This is a genomic window from Halobacillus sp. ABD4_316, assembly GCF_056161385.1.
In genome coordinates this window covers 1,033,844-1,054,142 of sequence record NZ_JBSWZA010000001.1, presented here as the reverse complement: position 1 = coordinate 1,054,142, position 20,299 = coordinate 1,033,844, and the positions used below count along the sequence as shown (strand labels likewise).

At 46.5% G+C, this 20,299-nt stretch carries 26 protein-coding genes; 17 read left to right on the top strand and 9 right to left on the bottom strand.

The annotated features are described in order from the left end of the window. Positions 1–43 precede the first annotated feature (43 nt). From ACXAJH_RS05735 to ACXAJH_RS05710, 6 genes are all read left to right on the top strand, one after another. Entirely contained in the window at positions 44–685 is a 642-nt protein-coding gene (locus tag ACXAJH_RS05735) for an O-methyltransferase (protein ID WP_474969060.1), read from the top strand. Positions 686–719: 34 nt separating this feature from the next. Next, a complete protein-coding gene (udk, locus tag ACXAJH_RS05730) occupies positions 720–1,373 on the top strand; it encodes a uridine kinase (RefSeq protein ID WP_474969059.1) in 654 nt (217 codons plus the stop codon). Between the two features lie 162 nt (positions 1,374–1,535). Beyond that, on the top strand, positions 1,536–2,012 hold the full coding sequence (gene greA / locus ACXAJH_RS05725; protein WP_027955316.1) for a transcription elongation factor GreA: 477 nt from the start codon (positions 1,536–1,538) through the stop codon (positions 2,010–2,012). Between the two features lie 157 nt (positions 2,013–2,169). Beyond that, positions 2,170–2,841, top strand: a complete 672-nt coding sequence (locus tag ACXAJH_RS05720) for a YrrS family protein (protein ID WP_474993291.1) — start codon at positions 2,170–2,172, stop codon at positions 2,839–2,841. A gap of 16 nt (positions 2,842–2,857) precedes the next feature. Then, entirely contained in the window at positions 2,858–3,547 is a 690-nt protein-coding gene (gene mtnN, locus ACXAJH_RS05715) for a 5'-methylthioadenosine/S-adenosylhomocysteine nucleosidase (RefSeq protein WP_474993290.1), read from the top strand. Between the two features lie 66 nt (positions 3,548–3,613). Beyond that, complete coding sequence (locus ACXAJH_RS05710) at positions 3,614–3,841, top strand: YrhC family protein (protein WP_474969056.1); 228 nt, start codon at positions 3,614–3,616, stop codon at positions 3,839–3,841. 42 nt (positions 3,842–3,883) lie between these two features. Here ACXAJH_RS05710 and sigK read toward each other — a convergent pair whose 3' ends face one another. From sigK to sda, 8 genes are all read right to left on the bottom strand, one after another. Beyond that, positions 3,884–4,597 carry an RNA polymerase sporulation sigma factor SigK gene (gene sigK, locus ACXAJH_RS05705; RefSeq protein ID WP_027955319.1) on the bottom strand — a complete coding sequence of 238 codons (714 nt, stop codon included), beginning with the start codon at positions 4,595–4,597 and terminating at the stop codon, positions 3,884–3,886. A 202-nt stretch (positions 4,598–4,799) separates the two neighbouring features. Further along, positions 4,800–5,186 (bottom strand): monovalent cation/H(+) antiporter subunit G, encoded by a 387-nt coding sequence (gene mnhG, locus ACXAJH_RS05700; RefSeq protein ID WP_474969055.1) that lies wholly within the window; start codon positions 5,184–5,186, stop codon positions 4,800–4,802. Beyond that, complete coding sequence (locus ACXAJH_RS05695; RefSeq protein ID WP_474969054.1) at positions 5,167–5,478, bottom strand: Na(+)/H(+) antiporter subunit F1; 312 nt, start codon at positions 5,476–5,478, stop codon at positions 5,167–5,169. Before ACXAJH_RS05695 ends, mnhG begins: the two co-directional genes overlap by 20 nt. Continuing rightward, positions 5,479–5,955 carry a Na+/H+ antiporter subunit E gene (locus tag ACXAJH_RS05690; RefSeq protein ID WP_474969053.1) on the bottom strand — a complete coding sequence of 159 codons (477 nt, stop codon included), beginning with the start codon at positions 5,953–5,955 and terminating at the stop codon, positions 5,479–5,481. Between the two features lie 6 nt (positions 5,956–5,961). Further along, on the bottom strand, positions 5,962–7,446 hold the full coding sequence (locus ACXAJH_RS05685; RefSeq protein WP_474969052.1) for a Na+/H+ antiporter subunit D: 1,485 nt from the start codon (positions 7,444–7,446) through the stop codon (positions 5,962–5,964). Next, a complete protein-coding gene (locus ACXAJH_RS05680) occupies positions 7,439–7,777 on the bottom strand; it encodes a Na(+)/H(+) antiporter subunit C (RefSeq protein ID WP_027955324.1) in 339 nt (112 codons plus the stop codon). Before ACXAJH_RS05680 ends, ACXAJH_RS05685 begins: the two co-directional genes overlap by 8 nt. Positions 7,778–7,779: 2 nt before the next feature. Further along, positions 7,780–10,116, bottom strand: coding sequence for a Na+/H+ antiporter subunit A (locus ACXAJH_RS05675; RefSeq protein WP_474969051.1), 2,337 nt, complete (start codon positions 10,114–10,116; stop codon positions 7,780–7,782). A 258-nt stretch (positions 10,117–10,374) separates the two neighbouring features. After that, on the bottom strand, positions 10,375–10,542 hold the full coding sequence (gene sda / locus ACXAJH_RS05670) for a sporulation histidine kinase inhibitor Sda (RefSeq protein WP_474969050.1): 168 nt from the start codon (positions 10,540–10,542) through the stop codon (positions 10,375–10,377). 235 nt (positions 10,543–10,777) lie between these two features. On the opposite strand from sda, the gene ACXAJH_RS05665 reads away from it, so the two are divergent. The 8 genes from ACXAJH_RS05665 to ACXAJH_RS05630 are packed head-to-tail and all read left to right on the top strand — an operon-like array spanning position 10,778 to position 15,888. Continuing rightward, on the top strand, positions 10,778–11,386 hold the full coding sequence (locus ACXAJH_RS05665; RefSeq protein WP_474970420.1) for a YqeG family HAD IIIA-type phosphatase: 609 nt from the start codon (positions 10,778–10,780) through the stop codon (positions 11,384–11,386). Continuing rightward, on the top strand, positions 11,386–12,486 hold the full coding sequence (gene yqeH, locus ACXAJH_RS05660; RefSeq protein WP_474969049.1) for a ribosome biogenesis GTPase YqeH: 1,101 nt from the start codon (positions 11,386–11,388) through the stop codon (positions 12,484–12,486). The genes ACXAJH_RS05665 and yqeH overlap by 1 nt, the downstream gene beginning before the upstream one ends. 11 nt (positions 12,487–12,497) lie before the next feature. Then, positions 12,498–13,334, top strand: a complete 837-nt coding sequence (gene aroE, locus ACXAJH_RS05655; protein ID WP_474969048.1) for a shikimate dehydrogenase — start codon at positions 12,498–12,500, stop codon at positions 13,332–13,334. A gap of 1 nt (position 13,335) precedes the next feature. After that, on the top strand, positions 13,336–13,626 hold the full coding sequence (gene yhbY, locus ACXAJH_RS05650; protein WP_474969047.1) for a ribosome assembly RNA-binding protein YhbY: 291 nt from the start codon (positions 13,336–13,338) through the stop codon (positions 13,624–13,626). 14 nt (positions 13,627–13,640) lie between these two features. Then, a complete protein-coding gene (locus ACXAJH_RS05645) occupies positions 13,641–14,213 on the top strand; it encodes a nicotinate-nucleotide adenylyltransferase (RefSeq protein WP_474969046.1) in 573 nt (190 codons plus the stop codon). Further along, the gene (gene yqeK, locus ACXAJH_RS05640) at positions 14,197–14,757 is read left to right on the top strand and encodes a bis(5'-nucleosyl)-tetraphosphatase (symmetrical) YqeK (RefSeq protein WP_474993288.1); all 561 of its coding nucleotides are present in this window, start codon (positions 14,197–14,199) and stop codon (positions 14,755–14,757) included. The genes ACXAJH_RS05645 and yqeK overlap by 17 nt, the downstream gene beginning before the upstream one ends. Positions 14,758–14,804: 47 nt before the next feature. Next, positions 14,805–15,158, top strand: coding sequence for a ribosome silencing factor (rsfS, locus tag ACXAJH_RS05635; protein ID WP_027955332.1), 354 nt, complete (start codon positions 14,805–14,807; stop codon positions 15,156–15,158). Position 15,159: 1 nt separating this feature from the next. Beyond that, positions 15,160–15,888, top strand: a complete 729-nt coding sequence (locus ACXAJH_RS05630) for a class I SAM-dependent DNA methyltransferase (RefSeq protein WP_474969044.1) — start codon at positions 15,160–15,162, stop codon at positions 15,886–15,888. Between the two features lie 79 nt (positions 15,889–15,967). Here the strand turns inward: ACXAJH_RS05630 and comER are convergent, their stop codons facing one another. Continuing rightward, complete coding sequence (comER, locus tag ACXAJH_RS05625; RefSeq protein WP_474969043.1) at positions 15,968–16,777, bottom strand: late competence protein ComER; 810 nt, start codon at positions 16,775–16,777, stop codon at positions 15,968–15,970. A 77-nt stretch (positions 16,778–16,854) separates the two neighbouring features. On the opposite strand from comER, the gene ACXAJH_RS05620 reads away from it, so the two are divergent. The 3 genes from ACXAJH_RS05620 (at position 16,855) to ACXAJH_RS05610 (ending at position 20,297) form a co-directional block, all read left to right on the top strand. After that, positions 16,855–17,424, top strand: coding sequence for a helix-hairpin-helix domain-containing protein (locus ACXAJH_RS05620; RefSeq protein ID WP_474969042.1), 570 nt, complete (start codon positions 16,855–16,857; stop codon positions 17,422–17,424). A gap of 57 nt (positions 17,425–17,481) precedes the next feature. Continuing rightward, positions 17,482–18,039 carry a ComE operon protein 2 gene (locus ACXAJH_RS05615; RefSeq protein WP_474969041.1) on the top strand — a complete coding sequence of 186 codons (558 nt, stop codon included), beginning with the start codon at positions 17,482–17,484 and terminating at the stop codon, positions 18,037–18,039. An 86-nt stretch (positions 18,040–18,125) separates the two neighbouring features. Further along, complete coding sequence (locus tag ACXAJH_RS05610) at positions 18,126–20,297, top strand: DNA internalization-related competence protein ComEC/Rec2 (protein WP_474993286.1); 2,172 nt, start codon at positions 18,126–18,128, stop codon at positions 20,295–20,297. Positions 20,298–20,299 lie beyond the last annotated feature (2 nt).

Below are 20,299 nucleotides of genomic sequence, written 5' to 3'. Positions count from 1 at the left end.
GTTGTAAAAATGATGTAAATTTGATGTGAAGGGATGAAGCAGGATGGAGCAGGAGAATTACCTACAATCGTTGCTCTCGAAGCCTTCCAAATCATTTCAAGATATGGAGTCGTTCGCTGAAGAACATAAGATACCGATTATGGAGCCGTTGGGAATGAACTTCCTTATGCAGCTGATCCGTATGCAGAAGCCGGAGCGGATTCTGGAAATCGGGACAGCCATCGGCTATTCAGCCCTGTGTATGCTGGAGGCCTATCCTGCAGCCCGTATTACGACCGTTGAAAGAGATGAATGGCGCTATAAGGAAGCCTTGAAAAATATAGAAAACATAGAGGCCGGGGACCGTGTTTCTGTCATCTTTGGGGATGCGCTGGAAACAGGGGACCAAGCACGTGAAGAAGGCCCGTATGATGTGCTGTTCATTGATGCAGCCAAAGGGAAGTATGAGGAATTTTTCCACTTATATGCCCCGATGCTGAAGGATGACGGCGTCATCATTACGGATAACGTTCTATTTAAAGGCTATGTTGCTGATGACCGGGAAGCCAGTCCACGGATGGCGAAAATAGCGGGTAAAATCCGTAAGTTCAACGAATGGCTTGTCAAACACCCGGATTATGATACAACGATTGTGCCCATCGGGGACGGCGTTGCCATTACAAAGAAGAAAAGCAGTCACAGCTGACTCACGGATGGGATGAAAGGAGAACCACGTAACTATGAACGATAAACCGGTAGTCATTGGTGTAGCAGGTGGTACAGGTTCTGGGAAAACGAGTGTTACCAGATCCATTATCCAGCGCTTCACGGATAAAACTTTATTGATGATCGAACAGGATTATTATTATAAGGATCAAAGCGATGTCCCTTTTGAGGAGAGACTTGAAACGAACTATGATCATCCTCTTGCTTTTGATAATGACCTGTTGATGGAACATCTCCAACAGCTGATCGACCAGAAATCCGTTGAAAAGCCGGTGTATGATTATAAAATGCATACCCGTTCGGATGAGACGATCCACGTGGAGCCGAAGGAAGTCATCATTGTTGAAGGGATCCTTGTTTTGGAGGATGAGCGCCTCCGTGATATGATGGATATTAAAGTGTTTGTCGACACAGATGCTGATGTTCGGATTATCCGCCGCATGATGAGGGACATTAATGAGCGGGGACGCACCCTGGATTCGGTGATTGAGCAGTATATTAATGTCGTCCGCCCGATGCATCTTCAATTTGTAGAACCTACGAAAAGGTATGCGGACATCATCATTCCAGAAGGTGGACAGAACCACGTGGCTATTGATCTGATGGCTTCGAAAATCCAGACGGTTCTCTATGAAAAGGGTTTACTGATAGACGAAGAAAATAGTTGAAATACTGGCAAAAATCTGGCATAGTTTTCAATAGTAGTTCTAAAACTTTATGTCCTCGGGTAAAGTATAGTAAATCTCTACAATGAGCGTACAGATGTACTGCTCATTTCCTATATTAAGGACATCTCATTTTTTCTTGTACTAAAGGAGTGTAGACGGACCATGGCAGAAGAAAAAAGTTATTATATGACAGAAGAAGGAAAACAGAAGCTCGAAGATGAGCTTCATCACCTGAAAACAGAGCGCCGTAAAGAAGTGGTGGAACGGATTAAGATTGCCCGCGGCTTCGGCGACCTTTCCGAGAACTCGGAGTATGATGCAGCGAAGGACGAGCAGGCCTTTGTTGAAGCGCGTATCACACAGGTGGAAAATATGATCCGCAATGCCGTTATTATTGAGAATGACAATCAGAATCCTGACACGGTAACAATGGGTAAATCCGTAACCTTCAAGGAACTTCCTGATGGAGATGAGGAAACGTATACCATTGTCGGCAGTGCAGAAGCTGATCCTTTCGAAGGGAAAATCTCCAACGATTCTCCGATGGCCCAGAGCCTGATCGGGCACGTTGTCGGTGATAAAGTGAAAGTAGCCACACCAGGTGGAGAGATTGACGTTCAAATTATTACGGTGGAATAGAACGAAAGACAGGGGATGCCCCTGTCTTTTTCTTCATCTATATTTATAGACCAAAGGGGAGCTGTTATTCCCCGGGAAATAGAGAGGACCTTGGATGGATTGGTCATAACAGCCGGATATTGTATAATGTACGGCGTATTCAAAGGAGGAAATGAACATGGCAGATAAGCATACATCCGAGTCCCGTACCGGGCGTTTTGAGAAAAAGCGTCAATGGACCAAACGACTTCCGTGGCTTGCTGGAGCGGCCGGGATATTTGCAGTGCTGTTGATTTCTTTGATGTTATTTAACGGAGATGATCAGACCGGACAAGCTCAGAATCCGGAGGAAGAACAGCAGGTGGACACTACAAAGGATGGCACCCAGGAGGAACAAGAGAAAGAAACTGAAAAAGAACCTGAGGAAGAAGCCGATCCTGACAAAACAAGCGTATCCCTGGAAGGATTTGAAGAACTGGAGCCGATTAAGGAAGAGGAAGGCCTGCAGATAGAAGAAAGCGACAACCCTAACGTAGAAAGTGTCGTAACTAAGGACTGGCCGGTTATTCCGACAGAAATGGATACGAACGGCAGTCACGGCATTTCGTACATTGAGGGTACACAGGACTACAAAGAGCTTCAGGAAGCTGTCAGAAGCGCTGTGAACCTTTCTGAGGACAATATTATTTATTGGTGGATTGGAAACGATGGCGGCCCGCAAAAAGCTGTAGCCACCGTTTCTGATAAGAGTGAAACCGGCTATCTTCGTGTGCATGTCCAATGGGTGGACAACGAAGGATACAAACCGGTGAAACTGGAAGTACTAAAAGAAAAAGTCGTGGAAAGATAGAAAGGACGTATGGATGATGGCGATTGGAATTATTGGAGCAATGGATGAGGAAGTCAAACGCCTGCAGGCGGAAATGACGGATAAGGTAGAAAAAGAAACGGCTGGGAGCTTGTTTATCGAAGGCATGCTGCGAGGGAAAAAAGTCGTTCTCCTTAAATCAGGAATCGGCAAAGTAAACGCAGCTGTTTCGACAACCATTCTGCATGAGCAGTATGAGATTGAAAGTGTCATCAATACCGGATCCGCGGGTGGTTTCGCTGAAGACCTGGAAGTCGGAGATATTGTCGTATCCGACTTTGTTACGCATCACGATGTTGACGTAACAGCTTTCAAGTACGCCTACGGCCAGGTGCCTGGTATGCCGGCGATGTATGAGGCGGACACTGTCCTGGTGGAAAAAGCGATGAAGGCGGTCGGGAGCACAAATGCCCGTGCGGCCAAAGGAATTATTGCGACCGGTGATTCCTTTATGCAGGATCCGGAGAAGGTGGCTTTCGTCAGAGGCCGCTTTCCTGAAATGATCGCTGCCGAAATGGAAGCGGCAGCCATCGCCCAGGTTTGCTACAAATACGGCACGCCCTTTGTCGTGCTGCGTGCGTTATCCGACATAGCGGGAAAAGAGTCTTCCATTTCCTTTGATCAGTTTCTACCTGTTGCTGCCGAAAATGCAGCACAGATGATCATGACGATGATCGAAGCCGATTGACAGCCTTTTCCACCTTTTTTGATACCTCCATTATGATACGATGATGGAAATCGGGAGGTGGAGGAGTTGGCATCAAGAGAAGCTTCATCCGTGAAATTAAAAGACTATCAAAGATTTGTTTTGACACTCATCATTTTAAGCGCTTATCTTTATGCAGGAGCGTTAATCAGTCTGTATGTGTATGAATCCCGGGCTCATTTATATATGTACCCTGTTATATCCGCTTCATCAGCGGCTGCCTTTTTCATGATTCTTAAAATGAAAAAGTGGAAACAGCAGTCGGTCGGGGAATAAATACCGAAAAAGCTTCATTGACAATAGTCAATGAAGCTTTTTTTATGAAAGGCCTCCCTGCTTACTCTGCTTATAAAATTCATGAAAAATCTTCATTAATGCCCTTTTTTCAATACGGGAGACATAGCTTCTTGATATCCCAAGTTCCTTGGCAATCTCCCTCTGTGTCTTCTCCTCTGTTTGATTCAGCCCATATCTGAAGATGATCACCTCTTTTTCCCGATCATCAAGCACATTAATAAAATCCTTGATCTTTTCAAGCTCCATGTGAAGCTGGATTTCCTCAACGATGTCGGTGACATCTGCCTGCAGAATATCGAGGAGGTTGAGTTCATTCCCTTCCTTGTCGTGTCCGATCGGATCCTGAAGGGAAACATCCTTGCTCATTTTCTTCGTGGATCTGAGGTGCATTAAAATTTCATTTTCGATACACCGGGCGGCATAAGTGGCCAGTTTTGTTCCTTTTCCAGTCGAGTAGCTTTCAATCCCCTTGATCAGTCCTATCGTTCCAATCGAGATCAAGTCCTCGAAATCTTCCTTCGTATTCTCGAACTTCTTGACGATGTGTGCCACAAGACGGAGGTTATGTTCGATCAGTTTGTTCCGTGCCTCATGACTGCCCTCGGCCATCAACTGGAGCTGCTTGGCTTCTTCTTCCGGTGAGAGGGGGTTGGGGAAGGCCTGGTTTTTTACATAGGACATGAAAAAGAGGGACTCTTTGAAAAAATAAAGGATCGAAGCAATCAGACTGCTCATGGATGCACCTCCTCATGAATTAGGCAACTGCCTATCTCATGTGTATGTAGAGAAAAGGGGCTCCGTGCTTGTCTGCAATTAAAAATAAAAGGCATAACGAAGGAGATGAGGAAGATCTTCATGATAAAGAAAAACCCGTGCGGTGTTTGAAACTCGCACGGGTTTTGACGTATAAAAACGTTTGTCTACGCTTCTTAATTCTTTATGAATCCTGAGCCTGGTTTTTTCGTTCCTTTTCCAGATCTTCTGCATAATCATCCTGCACACTTTTATCCCATAGGGGCACGCCGGCCCGGTAGGCGGCTCTCGAAATCATATGACCGGATACAGGGGCGGTCAGAAGGACAAAGAAGATTCCAAGCAGCAGTTTCCCGCTGACGATTCCATTCTCTACATAGAGAAAGAGGAATGCACCGATCATTATGCCGGCCACTCCGAGTGTAGAACTCTTTGTAGCCGCATGGAGACGGGTATAGACATCGGGGAACCGAAGAATCCCAATGGACCCTGAAACAAGGAAAAAGGCACCGCTCAGCAGGAATAGACAAATGACAATATCAAAGATGAGGTTAATCCACGTCCCGCTCAATAATAACACCCTTTTCTAAGAATTTCGCCAGAGCTACTGTTCCGATAAACAGGAGAATTCCGATCAGCAGCACGACGTCATTGAATTTGGTTGTCACAAGCAGGACGGCAATCAGCCCTGCGAGGGCCATTAAATTAATTCCGATGGTATCCAGAGCAACGGCCCGGTCCGGGTTTGTCGGACCGAGAATCGCTCTGTAAAGAAGAAGGATGACAGATGCAGCAACCGCTACAATGGCGATGATGGCTGAAGTTTCAATCAGTGTCTGTGTTGTATCTAAAACAGCCTCCATTTAACGTGTCACCTCCATGATTTGTTTTTCAAATGAATTCTTAATATCATTAATGCTTTCCTGTACGTCGGGAATATCCATCGCATGAATATAAATCTTTGTATGGTCCTCACTGACTACAACAGACAGCGTTCCAGGGGTCAATGTAATCAGGTTGGCAAGCAGCGTAATTTCAAAATTCGTTTTTACATCAATGGGAAGGGCGAAAATCCCCGGCTGCATATCCTGCTTCGGTTTGTACACATATTTCAGTATATCCAGGTTGGACAGGATCAGCTCCCGTACAAACAGGAGAATCAGCTGGACAAACTTCCACGTCCGTTTCATGTAAAAGGAATCAGGGACGAAACGACGTAAGAGAAACAGAAGAATAATCCCGAGAATATAGCCGACAAGAAAAGAGGTGAATGTGTAACTTTCACTCAGGAACATCCACATGATGGCGATAATGATGTTCAGTACAATTTGTAATGGCATCGGCTTCTACTCCTTTAATACAGAATCAATGTAGATTTCCGGATCCATTAAGTATTGGGCGATGGACTCCACTACGGGGAAGAACCATTCAGCGCCAACGCCTAACAGCACGGAAAGCGTTAATAGAAATACAGCCGGGTAAACCATACGGCTGCCTTTTTCTTTCCGATCCGGCCGAGGGATATCGGTCTTGTCTCCCCAGAATCCTCTGATGAAAATACGAATCATCGAGAATAGAATCAACAGACTCGACATCAACGCCACAATGACTATCATAACTTCTTCCTGCCCAACAGCTCCCCGGATCAACTGCAGCTTGCCGATAAATCCGCTGAACGGAGGTATTCCGGCCAGAACAAGAGAAGCAAGGAACATCATCCACCCGAGTAAAGGATAGTGGTGGATCAAGCCTCCCATTTTTCTTAAATCCGATGTGCCGGCCACATATACCGTGGCACCGGCCAGGATGAAGAGGGCGGCTTTAATAATCATGTCATGAATAAGGTAATACACCGTACCACTTAGAGAAACTTCAGAGAAGATCCCGATCCCCATCAGCATGAACCCGACAGCTGGAATGATGTTATACGCAACAATCAGCTTCACGTTGTGAGTGGATAAAGCGCCGATCACACCGAAGATCATTGTCAGTGCGGCGAGGTAGATGAACAAGGTATGCGTCATATCCACCTGCTGATTGAACATAAGTGTGAAGGTCCGCAGGATAGAGTAGATTCCGACCTTCGTCAGCAGCGCTCCAAAGAGTGCAGAAACGACGGCATTCGGTGCTGAATAAGGTCTTGGAAGCCAGTAGTACAGCGGGAACACGGCTGCTTTTGTAGCAAAAACGAAAAACAGCAGAATGCCAATGGTTGTTAAGATCCCCTGCTGTTCGACTTCCTGCACACGCTGGGCAATCTGCGCCATGTTGACGGTTCCCACAACAGAGTAGAGAAAGCTGATCGTTGTAACAAACAGCATGGAAGAAAACAGGTTGATTAAGACGTACTTAATCGATTCCCGAAGCTGGGCTTTTCCATTCCCGAGAACGATCAATCCGTACGAAGCCATCAATAGAACTTCAAAGAAAACGAAGAGGTTGAATAAGTCTCCGGTAAGGAAGGCTCCACTGACCCCTGCAATCAGCAGGAAGAAAAAGCTGTAAAAATAGAAGGACTCTTCTTTTTCTGTTAAAGACTTCGGAGCGAAAAATACGGCCGCCACACCAATGATATTGGTGGTCAGAACGAGGACGGCTGCTAATAAATCACCGACAAGAACAATTCCGAACGGTGCTTCCCAGCTTCCGACCTCAAGGACGATTGTCCCCTGACTGCGGATGGTCATAAAGACGTACCCAACCACAATCAGGTTGATCACCGCTGTAATCTGGGAAAAGGAGCGGACCAGTTTTGTTTTCTTGTGTATAAAGGCAGTTATGATTCCTGCCAAAAGCGGCAGCAGAATCGGCAGTATAGCTAAATTACTCATAGTCGTTACCCCTCAGTTGCTCCATATTATCCGTACCATTGATTTTAGCGGCACGATAGGCAAGGACCAGCAGAAGGCTGGTGACCCCAAAGCTGATAACAATGGACGTCAAAATCAAAGCCTGTGGGAGCGGATCTGTGTACTTCTCGATTCCTTCTGTCAGAACCGGGGGTGCCCCCCGTTTCAGCTCTCCCATTGTAAGAATGAACAAGTGGGCTCCATGGGAAATGAGCCCCGTTCCAATAATGATTCTCAGCAATTGTTTTTGAAGGAGGTTATACACGCCGGTGGTGAATAAAATACCGGCTAATACAGCCATAATGAATTCCATTGTTATTCATCCTCCTTCGGTTTCTTTAATCGGATTAATCCGTAAATGGCCATGGCGGCGATTCCGAGAACGACGATTTCAAACAACGTATCGAGACCACGGAAGTCAACAAGAATGACGTTGACGATGTTATCTCCGCCTCCAAGCTTATAGGAGTTCTTAACGAAGTATTCGGCGATGGAATCAAACCATTTACTGCTGTGGGCGGAGATGGCAACCATTGTCATGAGTGCCCCGAAGCCGACAGAGATAATCACGTTAAGAACCTGCGTGCTCATCGGCTGATCTTTCTTCTTCAGCTTAGGAAGGTGATAGAACACAAGCAGGAATAGAGCTACTGTTACGGTTTCCACGATGAGCTGAGTCAAGGCCAGGTCAGGAGCCCTGTAAAGGACGAACAGCATGGAAAGTCCGTATCCAACGACTCCCAGAATTAAAATGGCCGCGATCCGGTTGTTGGTCAGGGCTGTACCGATGGCTGCCAAGACCATAGTGACAGCTACAGCAATTTCAGGTGCGGTAATTCTGGATAAGTTGGACGTATCCACGGTAAATCCGCCGGTCAGAGCCATAAAGGCAAAGCTGACGATTAAGATGGCTGCAAGAATCAAGCGGACATAGCGCCCGAGCGATCCGTTCATATAGCCTTTGGTGATGACTCCGGAATACCTCTCCGTCCGATCGACAAGCCCATCATAAAACTTGTTCAGATTCAGACGTCCAGGCAGGAAGTTGTACACCGGTGACCAAACCTTCCTTGATATGGCCAGAATTGCACCGAAAACCACAACGGTTAAGGACATGACAAACGGCGGGATAATACCGTGCCAGAATGTAATATGTTTTTCATCAAGGGTTGTGCCTTTAACGGCCTCCGCCGCATGGGCGATGAACGATCCGTTCACAAGGAACGGGAATAAACCGATAATGATCACACCAGCGACCAGAATCATCGGAGATACAAGCATTCCGATTGGAGCCTCGTGTGGTTTTTTCGGAAGCTGATCAATCTTCGCACGTCCTCGGAAGGTGCCGAAGAAGAAATACATGGAATAGACGAATGTGAAAATGCTCCCCAGAACAGCCAGGTAAGGAATCACACTCATCATAAAACCAGAGAAACCAGCGGCTGATGCTTCCAGGTGAAGGGAAGATTCAAAGAACATTTCTTTACTATAGAAGCCGTTTAGGAACGGCAGCGGGACACCGGCCATAGAGAATGAGGCAAAAACAGCCAGCGTCGCTGTGATCGGCAGATAAGTCATCAAGCCGCCAAGACGGCGGATATCCCTTGTCCCTGTTTCATGGTCAATGATTCCGGCAACCATGAAGAGGCTCCCTTTAAAGGTAGCGTGGTTCAAAATATGGAATACTGCGCCAAACACGGCGGCTTTCGTTCCGAAACCGAGCATCGCCATAATCATTCCCAATTGACTGATGGTGGAAAAGGCGAGAATTCCTTTCAAGTCTGTCTGACGGACAGCCATATAAGATCCCCAGCATAATGTAACAATCCCAGCTGTGGACACAATAATGAAGAACCATTCACTGGAAGATAACATCGGAGAGTACCTGGCAACTAAATAAATCCCTGCTTTAACCATGGTTGCTGAGTGAAGATAAGCACTGACAGGCGTCGGTGCCTCCATGGCATCAGGGAGCCAGATGTGGAAAGGAAACTGTGCGGATTTCGTGAAAGCCCCTAAGAGAAGCAGACTTAAAATCAGCGGGAAGTATTCACTGTTTAAAACCAGCTGCTGCTGATCAATCATTGCTCGGATACTTGTTGTATTCGTTAACACACTCATGTAAATCAACGCACCCAGCAGGCTCAAGCCCCCGAACACGGTGATCAGCATGGATTTAAGTGCACCATACCGAGATTCCTGTTTATAATTCCAAAAACCGATTAACAGGAAAGAAGACAATGACGTAAATTCCCAGAAGCTGTACAGGGCAAATACGTTGTCGGAGAGAACGACACCGAGCATCGATCCCATGAAAATAAGAAAATACACGTAGAAATGGCCCAGCTGCTCAGATTTATGTAGATAGTAAATCGAGTAGAAAGCCACTAAGGCACCGATTCCACTGATAAGAAGAACAAACAGCAGACTCAGGCCATCCAGGTGGAAAACCATGTTGATCCCAAGCGAGGGAATCCATGAGTATTCCTGGACGACAGGTTCAAAACCTGTTCCGATATGACGGACAAAGTAAATAAAAATGACCACAGGCACAAGTGTTACAAAAAAGCCCGGGTGCAGCTTTTCTTTCCATCTGCTTAAGAATGGAATGAAAACAGCAAGAATAAAAGGCAGTAATACGGCCACCAGCATGCGGATAATTCCTCCTTTGGCTATGTTTCATCTATTTGGTTCGTATAGGGATGATGACAGCCTTGTATCCATTCAATTGTAATCAAAAAAACGGTCATTATTCAACTGTAGCATACCAGCAGCAGCATGTTGTAGACTTATTTTAGTCTTTCCTTATAAATAAGAAGAGACACATCAATAATAAAAATAAAAAAACACAAAAAAACATTCATTCTCCAGAGAGAAACGAATGTTTACGATGAAGCTTGTTTATTTTATCTACCCGACGCGGGGAATCGTTTTTTCCAATTGGTTCTGAATGGCTCTTTTTTTGATTTCATTACTGATCTGTTCGACAAATTCTTCGGAAAGATTGAGTTCAATAGCTTTGTGGTAAGATTGTATAAGCAGGGAATCCGATAATTGCTTCATACCGCTGTCACTCATGTGACAGTCACCTCCCGTTTTCTTAATCTCTCAACGTCCGTCTTTGAATGTATGTTTACCTTACCATGACCCGAAATTTGCCACAATATAGAAGTTATCTACAAGAAAATGTAGATAACTAATTGAAAAAACCATCTAGGTTTAGTGATAACAAAGAAGTTACTGTGTGGAAAATGTGTATAAACTTATCCACAGCCCGGTTTTGTCGGTAAATGTCGAACGAATTTTGTTCTTAATGGAAGACCTTTTGAAACATAATGAAATTTTGTATATGATGGTGAAGGAGATTTTGCCGTTGTATAAGAGATGGAGTGAGTTGATGTTAAATAATTTTCTGCCTGATGAACACGTTCCAAGTGTATTTGATATAGATCCACAGGAACTCAAGGACAAAGGAATCAAAGGTGTTATCACAGATCTGGATAATACGCTGGTAGCCTGGGATGTTCCTGATGCTACCGAAGAAATTCAGGCATGGTTTAAAAAGATGAACAGTCATGGAATTCAGGTGACCATCGCTTCAAACAATAATGAAGCGCGTGTGAAATTGTTTTCGGAGCCTTTGGATGCCACTTTTATTCACAGCGCCCGGAAGCCCCTGTCCAAAGCGTTCAAGAAAGCACGCAAGCAGATGAATTTAAATAAGAACGAGGTTGCTGTTATCGGTGACCAGCTTCTCACAGATGTTCTTGGAGGCAACTCTGCAGGTTACCATACCATTCTCGTCGTACCGATCGTCGAAACAGACGGATTTGTTACCCGTTTTAACCGGAAGATTGAGCGGCGGATTTTAAACTGGATGAGAAGAAAAGGGAAAATTACATGGCAGAGGAGAGATGGATAATGGCAGAGATTCAATGCCAGGGATGCGGAGCGGACATACAGACAACAAACCCTGAACAACCGGGTTACGCCCCCGCTTCCGCTTTAAATCGGGAGGACATCATTTGCAAGCGGTGCTTCCGGCTGAAACACTATAACGAGGTGCAGGATGTGCCGTATCAGGATGATGATTTCCTGGAGATGCTCAATCAGATCAATGGGACGAAAAGCCTCGTCATCCAGCTGATTGATATTTTTGATTTCAATGGAAGTTTTATTCCAGGTTTGAAACGACTGACCGGGAATAATCCTGTTCTTCTTGTAGGGAATAAGATGGACGTGCTGCCAAAGTCAGTGAACCATAACAAGGTGAAGCACTGGCTGAAGCGATCCGCCAGGGAAAATGGTTTGGAAGTCGAGGATGTGTTCCTGATTTCCGCTGAAAAAAACCAGGGTGTCGAAGAATTATCAAGAGCCGTAGAGGATTACCGTAACGGAAAAGATGTTTATGTAGTAGGGACGACGAACGTAGGAAAATCAACGTTCATCAACACCCTCATTTCCAACACATCAGGAGTGAAGGATGCGATTACGACTTCTTACTTCCCGGGAACGACTCTTGGATTCATCGATATCCCGCTGGATGAGCAGAGTTCTATGTTCGATACACCCGGGGTGATCCACCGTCATCAGATGGCCCACTACGTGTCGGATAAAGACTTGAAATTGATTACACCCCGCAAAGAAGTGAAGCCGAAGGTCTATCAGCTGAATGAACAACAGACTCTGTTTATCGGTGGACTGGCCAGGCTTGATTTTGAAAAAGGGGAGCGTTCGTCCTTTATCGGTTATTTCTCCAATGAACTCCACATTCACCGGACGAAAATGGAAAAAGCCGATGACTTGTATAAAAATCATTTAGGGGAGCTTCTAACACCACCGGATCAGGATACAAAAGAGAAGCTGCCTCCTTTGAAAGCCCAGACGTTGAAAATTACGGAGCCTAAGACAGATATCGTATTTTCGGGACTGGGATGGATCACTGTTCCAGAAGGAGATGTCACAGTAACGGCTCACGTGCCGGAAGGTGTGAAAGTATCCCTTCGTTCATCACTCATTTAGGGGGAGATTTTTTGTTTACATTCGGCTTGGCAGGATTTCCGGTCGGACACTCGCTGTCTCCATGGATTCATGAACAATTGATGGAACAGACGGGGGTTGAAGGAAAATATCACCTGTTCGAAATCACACCGGAAGATTTCGATGAGCAGATCGATCAGATCAAAAAACAGCAGCTGGATGGTTTCAACGTGACGGTTCCTTATAAGGAGAAGATCATTCCATATCTTGACGGAATCGACGCGAGTGCCGAGCAGCTGGGTGCTGTGAATACAGTCAAGCGGACATCTGATGGCTGGATCGGCTATAATACAGATGGAACAGGGTTTCTGCATTCGCTTCAGGCACGTTTTCCAGATCTTTTTCATCAGAAAATCAACGTTCTGCTTCTTGGAAGCGGAGGAGCGGCCAGAGGGATCTTTGCCGCGCTGATGGACCAGGCAGAGGTTAAGGTCGATGTAGCGAACCGGACGATCAGCAGAGCGGAGGCTATGATTACTGAAACCGGTGGTGACCACGCTGCCAGAGCAGTTACCATTGAGGAAGCTGAACAAGCAGCCGGGGGATATGATTTAATTATCCAAACCACCACGGTAGGCATGAGCCCGAATGATGATACATCCATTATGCCGCTTCAAAATATCAAGGAAGGTACGGTGGTCAGTGATATTGTCTACCGGCCGCTGATGACGAGCTTCTTAAAAGAAGCGGAAGAAAAAGGAGCCCGTCTGCATTTTGGCCATGAAATGCTGCTGCAGCAGGCGGTTTATGCCTTCCAAATCTGGACGGATCTTCATCCTGAAGCGCATCCGCTCCTTGAAAAGTTCGAACGAAAGTTGAAAGGGGAATAACATGTTAACAAGTAAACAGAAAAAGCATTTGCGTGCGGCTTCCCACCAGGTGCAGCCGATTTTTCAGGTTGGTAAAGCAGGGGTCAATGAAAATATGACGACACAGATCAATGAGGCCCTTGAAAAGCGTGAATTGATCAAGGTCAGCATTCTGCAGAACTGTCTGGAAGAACCCGCATCTGTAGCAGAAGAAATTGTAGATGCTACAGATGCCCATATCGTACAAGTGATCGGAAGCACGATCATCCTGTATAAAGAATCTAAAGAAAATAAGCAGATTGAGCTGCCGTAAAGCAGGATGCCCTTATGAAAAAAATCGGCATCCTCGGCGGAACGTTTGATCCACCCCATTATGGACATTTGTTAATGGCTGAATACTGCCGGGAGGATATGGGGCTGGATGAAGTCTGGTTTATGCCGTCCTATATCCCACCTCATAAAAAAGAATCACAGACAGATGCTGACCTTCGTCTGGAGATGGTAGAACGGGCGATTGCCGGTCATCCGGATTTTCGTTTGTGTGATATCGAACTTGTTCGAAAGGGAACATCTTATACCTATGACACGCTGACACTTTTGAATAACGAATACCCGGATCACCATTTTTTCTTTATCATAGGTGGAGATATGGTACAAAATCTGCCGCAATGGTATAAAATAAATGAACTGAAAACCATTGTGGATTTTGTCGGAGTGAAGCGGCCGGGGTATGAGTGGAATCCGGAAGCCGGTGTTCATTATGTAGAGATCCCCGGTGTCGATGTTTCCTCCACCATGATCAGGGAAAAACTTAAAGATGGAAAAGGTGTCCGTTACCTCGTACCGGAAGCGGTGAATTCTTATATAAAGGAGCATCACCTCTATGGAAATGACTCGTGAACAAGCGTTGGAGTACGTCAAACCTTTTCTTAAACAAGAGCGTTTTGACCACACTGTCAGAGTCGCTGATGAGGCAGTCATCCTCGCTGAGCGCTTTGGCGCTGATGTAAAAAAGGCAGCCCTTGCCGGTGCCCTCCATGATTATGCCAAGTACAAGGACAGGGGCTTGATGAGGAGTTGGATTGAAAGCGACAGACGTCTGCCTAAAGATCTTCTTGATTATCATCATGAGCTTTGGCACGGCCCTGTTGGAGCCCTGATGCTGGAACAGGAAATTCATTTGACAGATCCCGAGGTTTCCAGTGCAGTATCCTGTCATACGACAGGAAAGAAACAGATGAGTCTTTTGGATAAAGTTGTATTTTTAGCGGATTACATTGAACCCGGTCGGAACTTCCCCGGAGTTGATGAAGTCCGTAAAACGGCGGAAACGGATTTGGATCAAGCCTGTCTCCTTGCATTAAAAAACACCATTGTATTTTTGGTCGGCAAGGGAAGGACCGTTTATCCGGACACGTTTCATGCCTATAATGATTTATTATAATCAGAAAGAGACCCAAAGAGATATAGGATGAATAAGGGAGGAAACTCATGGAAAGCAGAGAATTAGTAACACTGGCCGCACAGGCCTGTGATGAAAAAAGAGCTCAGGATATCGTCGTATTGGATATGGCGGATGTATCGTTAATCGCGGATTACTTCGTGATTTGTGAAGGATCCAATGAAAGACAGGTACAGGCTATTGCCAGAGAAGTAAAGGCTCAGGCTGAAGAGAATGGTATGGAAGTGAAACGTATGGAAGGTTTTGAGCAGGCCCGCTGGGTGTTGATTGATCTGAACGGTGTCGTGTGTCACATCTTCCATAAAGATGAACGTCATTATTACAACCTGGAAAGACTCTGGGGAGACGCAGACACGGTGTTCGTTGAGGGCTTGGAAAACTAATATGAGTTACAAGGACATGGCACGGGTGTACGATCGTCTGATGGAAGACGCTCCATACAGCAGCTGGGTGACATTCACCAGAAATCAAATGCAGCACCACAATGTGACTGGGAGCAGGATTCTTGATGTCGGCTGCGGGACAGGTGAGATCACTCATAGACTGGATCAGGAAGGATTTCAAATGACAGGTGTGGACTTGTCGGAGGAGATGCTTGCTGTCGCCCAGCAGAAAAATCCCCGTTCCTCCATCCAATGGTTGAAACAGGATATGACCGAGCTTGAACTTCCTATGGCTTTTGATGCGGTCATCAGTTATTGTGATGTTTTTAACTATCTGCAGGAACCAGGGCAGGTAAAAGCAGCGTTCACCAGTATTTATACTTCTCTGGAAAAGGGCGGGCTGTTTTTATTTGACGTTCACTCTATAGAGCATATTCAGAGGGACCTGAGTGGTTCCACCTTCGCAGAGGTGTATGATGATTTGTCCTATGTATGGTTTTGTGATCCCGGTGAAAAGGACTACAGCATCGTTCACGACTTGACCTTCTTTATCGAGGAAGGTTCCAGTTATCACCGATTTGATGAGGTTCATTACCAACAGGGGTTTGAGCTTCACGATCTTAAAGCGTGGCTGGAGGCCGCCGGCTTCAGCTTCCGGGGAGTCTATGCAGACTTTAGTACAGAACCCGGTGCTGAAGGAGACCGCTGGTTGATTGCTTGTACAAAATAGGGAAGAGTCCGATTGGAAAATCGGACTCTTTTTTTATCCTATCCGGCAGGAATTCGTCAAGTAATGTCGAATAATAAAATTACAAGTGAATGTGTTTTTTATCCTCCTGATGTTTCCTCTGTGTGGCTTCGAACATCTTCTGGAATAATGGCCCGATATGATCCTCCAGAGCCTGAAGGCCCTCGCCGGTCACCCCGCCTTTGACAGTCACTTTCTCCATGAGTTCTTCCAATGTCATAACCCGCCTTGAAAGCAGTTCTCCAAGTCCTGTCATCATATTTTCTGTTAAGACCGCAGCCTTTTCCTTTGGCATGCCGGCGACATCTCCGGCCGCTTTGATCCATTGACTCAGCAGAAAACTGATGAATGCCGGGCCGCAGGATACGATGTCAGAGGCTGCCCGGATATATTCTTCTTCAATTTCCACCGGAGTCGATATGTGAGAGAAGGCCTTATGAAGGGCCGATTGGTAGGTTTCACTCGTTTTTTCTCCGAAAGTCATTAAGCTGACGCCGGCAAGAGCGTGGTTCGTTATGGACGGCACCACCCGGGCGACTTCACAGGGCACAGCTTTCTCAAGCTGGTCCACAGCGATCGGAGAGGTGATGGAAACAAGACATTGATCTTTTTTCCACTTTCCTTTCAGTTGGTCGAGTATCTCCTTATAGTGATGCGGTTTCACACAAATGAAAAGGATATCGCTGTTCTGCTGCGTTTCCAGAATCGTATCGGCGACAGTAATTGACCCCAATTCTTCTTTTAACGCTTCCGCCTTTGTTTTTGTTCTATTGTAAATCGTTAATTGATCGCTGCGCACGGCTCCGCTTTTGATCAGTGATGTTGTAAGCATGCTCCCCATATTTCCGGTTCCGATGATTCCCCATCTCATTGGAATCCCTCCCTTAATGGTTACCTATACAATAGTATTCCGAGAGTAAAGTTTTATGAAAGAAGGGCGGACGATTCATGATCAAACGATACGGATGGATAGGAATGGTTGTTCTTCTGCTTGTACTCGTTTACAGGCAGGTACAGCCGGATGCAGATGTCGAAAACACGGTTGTTACTGAAGAAGAGCAGGTCCAGGTCATGGCTGAAGGGGAGGTTTCCAGTGATGAAATTGTGGTCGACGTAAAAGGAGAGGTCTTACGTCCGGGCGTTTACTCCATGAAGGGTGGGGCAAGGGTGGATGATGTCATCGCGAAGGCAGGGGGAATGACGAAGGAGGCTGACCCTCGGAGCGTCAACCTCGCCCAGGTCCTGCAGGATGAAATGGTTGTGCTCGTGACAGAGGCGGCTGCAGAGGGGGAAGACACTTCCCAGTCATCAAGTATGGATACGGCCAGAATAAGGGTGAATCAGGCTTCTATGGAGGAAATCCAGACATTGAACGGCATCGGGCCGTCAAAAGCCGAAAGTATCATCAAATACAGGGAAGAGCATGGTCCGTTTGGATCTGTCGAGGAACTGCTCGATGTACCCGGAATCGGAGAGAAAACATTAGACCAGCTGAAGGAATATATCGCTGTTCCATAACGTTGACGGCAGGACATACAGCAAGTAAACTTAATGAAAAAACAGGGGGATACATAGATGGAACGAATCACGTGGAACCAATATTTTATGGCACAGAGTTACCTGTTGAAATCCAGAAGCACCTGTCAGAGGCTTGCCGTAGGAGCTGTCATTGTCCGGGATAAGCGTATGATAGCCGGCGGTTATAACGGGAGTGTGAGCGGCGGAGTGCATTGTATTGATGAAGGATGCTATGTCGTAGGCGGCCATTGTGTCCGGACGATTCATGCTGAAATGAATGCACTGCTTCAGTGTTCAAAATTTGGCGTAGCTGCAGACGGGGCGGAGGTCTATGTTACTCACTTTCCCTGCGTTCACTGTACGAAGGCATTAATACAGGCGGGAATTAGAGCGGTTTATTATGGGGAGGATTATAAAAATGATCCATATGCTGTCGAGCTTTTCCAACAGGCCGGTGTCCGGATGAAAAAGGTGCCACTGGAAATTCCTCCCATGCAGACGGAGCAGCGGGACCTTGTCGGCCGGCTTATTGAGAAACTGGAAGAGTCCCGGGATCCTGAAGTGGAACAGTTAAGGGAATTAGCCGGCCATTACTTCTCCCTTCACGAAAAATGAACGCCTGTACCGGCCGGTGGCACCTCCCCGTCCTTGCTTTTGCATCGGGCGGGGTTCTGGCCTCCCTGGAAGAGGATGCCGTTTATGTGTTTGCGGTTTTGATATCCGTTGTCCTTTTCGGTTACCGCACCCATCTCCATCAATTTCTTCTCCTTTGTATGCTCCTCGCTGCTGGTTTTATCTACCTTGCCCCTCAGTCTCCTCTGACACAAAAAGAAAGCAGTGAATCATGGACCGGTGTTATTGATTCAGAAGTGAAGGAAACCTCCTATGCTGTGCAGTTCCTTATGAAAGATGCAGACGGCATCAAAAGGCAGGTCCGTATTTTGAAAAGTGATCTTGATGAGCAGGTACCTGTGTTCCACCATGGATCTGTCTGCACGGTTTCCGGTGTGACAGGCCCGTTTGATTCTGCCCGGAACCCGGGTGCATTTGATTATGCGGCGTATATGTACACGCAGGGTGTCCTTGCGGAGATGGTGGTGCAGGATCACTCAGATACAGCGTGCGAGGGAAGGTCCCGGTTCAGTTATCTGTATGAATGGCGGACGCATCTTCTGAAAAAGGTCCAGCGTCAGTTGGATCCTGAATCGTACAGTTGGGTCAAAGCGCTGGTCTTTGGAGAGAAAGATGCTGTCCCCGAAGATATCATCAAGTGGTTTCAAGCGTATAACCTTTCTCATATCCTCGCTATTTCAGGACTGCACGCCGGACTGCTGGCCGGAGGAGTCTATGTCTCTCTTTACCGGTCCGGCCTGGCAACAAAAAGGCAGGCCCGCATCTTTCTGATCTTCTTTCTCCCATCATATACAATCCTCGCCGGCGCCGCGCCATCGGTCATCCGGGCTTGTGCTATGGCCCTCATCGTCCTTGTCACTTCGATGTTTAACCGCCGGATCCCATTGTCGGATGTCATTGCCTGGACAGCAGGTTTCCTGCTCGTTTGGAATCCTGATTACCTGCATCAGGTGGGCTTTCAATTTTCCTTCCTTGTCACCTTCAGCCTTATCCTTTCTGCACCTGTGTTGAAGAAGGCATCTGGTCTTTGGCAGCAGACGATGATCATCAGTCTCATCTGTCTGCTGGCCATCCTCCCTCTTCAAATCCACTATTTTTACGAATTTCAACCCCTGTCCCTTTTCGTAAATGTGGCGGTGGTCCCCTATTTTTCCTTCTTCGTCATTCCGGTGTCCTTCCTTTTGTTTCTTGCTGTGCTCATTTTTCCTGGTTCTGTCACTTATAGGTTTTCCTCGATATTTTCTGATCTTCACCAGCGTGTCCTTTCAACAGTTATGGAAGTGGGAGGTTTGCTGGACTTTCCCTGGGTCATTGGGGAACTGGCTGTTTCAGCGATCCTTGTGTTTATGGTCTTGTTTGTCAGGATGATGCTTCATTGGTGCAGAGAACAACATGGGAAGACTCTTTTGTTCGGCGCTGCGTGTGTGGGTGTGCTTATGGTTTATGCTTCCCTTCCTTACTTGTCATCGAAAGGGACTGTGACAATGCTCGATGTTGGTCAGGGGGACAGCTTTATCATTGAACTGCCTTACAGGAAAGGTGTATGGATGATTGATGCTGCGGGGCCACCTGTTTTCATGGAAGATAAGGCCGAGACGGCGGAAACCATTATTGTCCCTTTCTTGAAATCCAGAGGCATCCATACGGTTGATACCCTTCTCATTACTCATGAGGATAGTGATCATGATGGAAGTGTTCCATACCTGCTCCAACACCATAATGTGAATCGTCTGGTGACGTCACCATTTAATCCTGTCCAGTATAAAGGGGTGGAGCAGCTAAGGGTGGAGGCAGGAGACCTGTTGAAGGGCGGCGGTCTTGAAATGCGTGTCCGGCATCCGGCAGAAAACAAGGGAGATGCGAATGACAATTCCCTCGTGGTGGATTTCGATCTTGGTGGGAAGAAGTGGATGTTCGCTGGAGATATCTCAGCCCCCGTTGAGAAACAGCTGCTTCAAGGGTCTATGGCTGTTCGTGCCGATGTCTTGAAGGCAGCTCACCACGGCAGTAACACATCTTCAAGTGAGGAATGGCTGGAGCGGGTGGATGCTGACGTGGTATGGATATCTGCAGGCGTCGATAATCGTTACGGTCACCCGCACGAAGAAGTACTGAAAAGACTGATGGATCAGGAGGCGGTCATTCTCCGGACAGATCAATCCGGGGCTGTCACCTATAATTTTTATGGAGATGATGGAACGTTTTCTACTTTTCTTCCGTATAATGCAAGCAGAAAATAAAA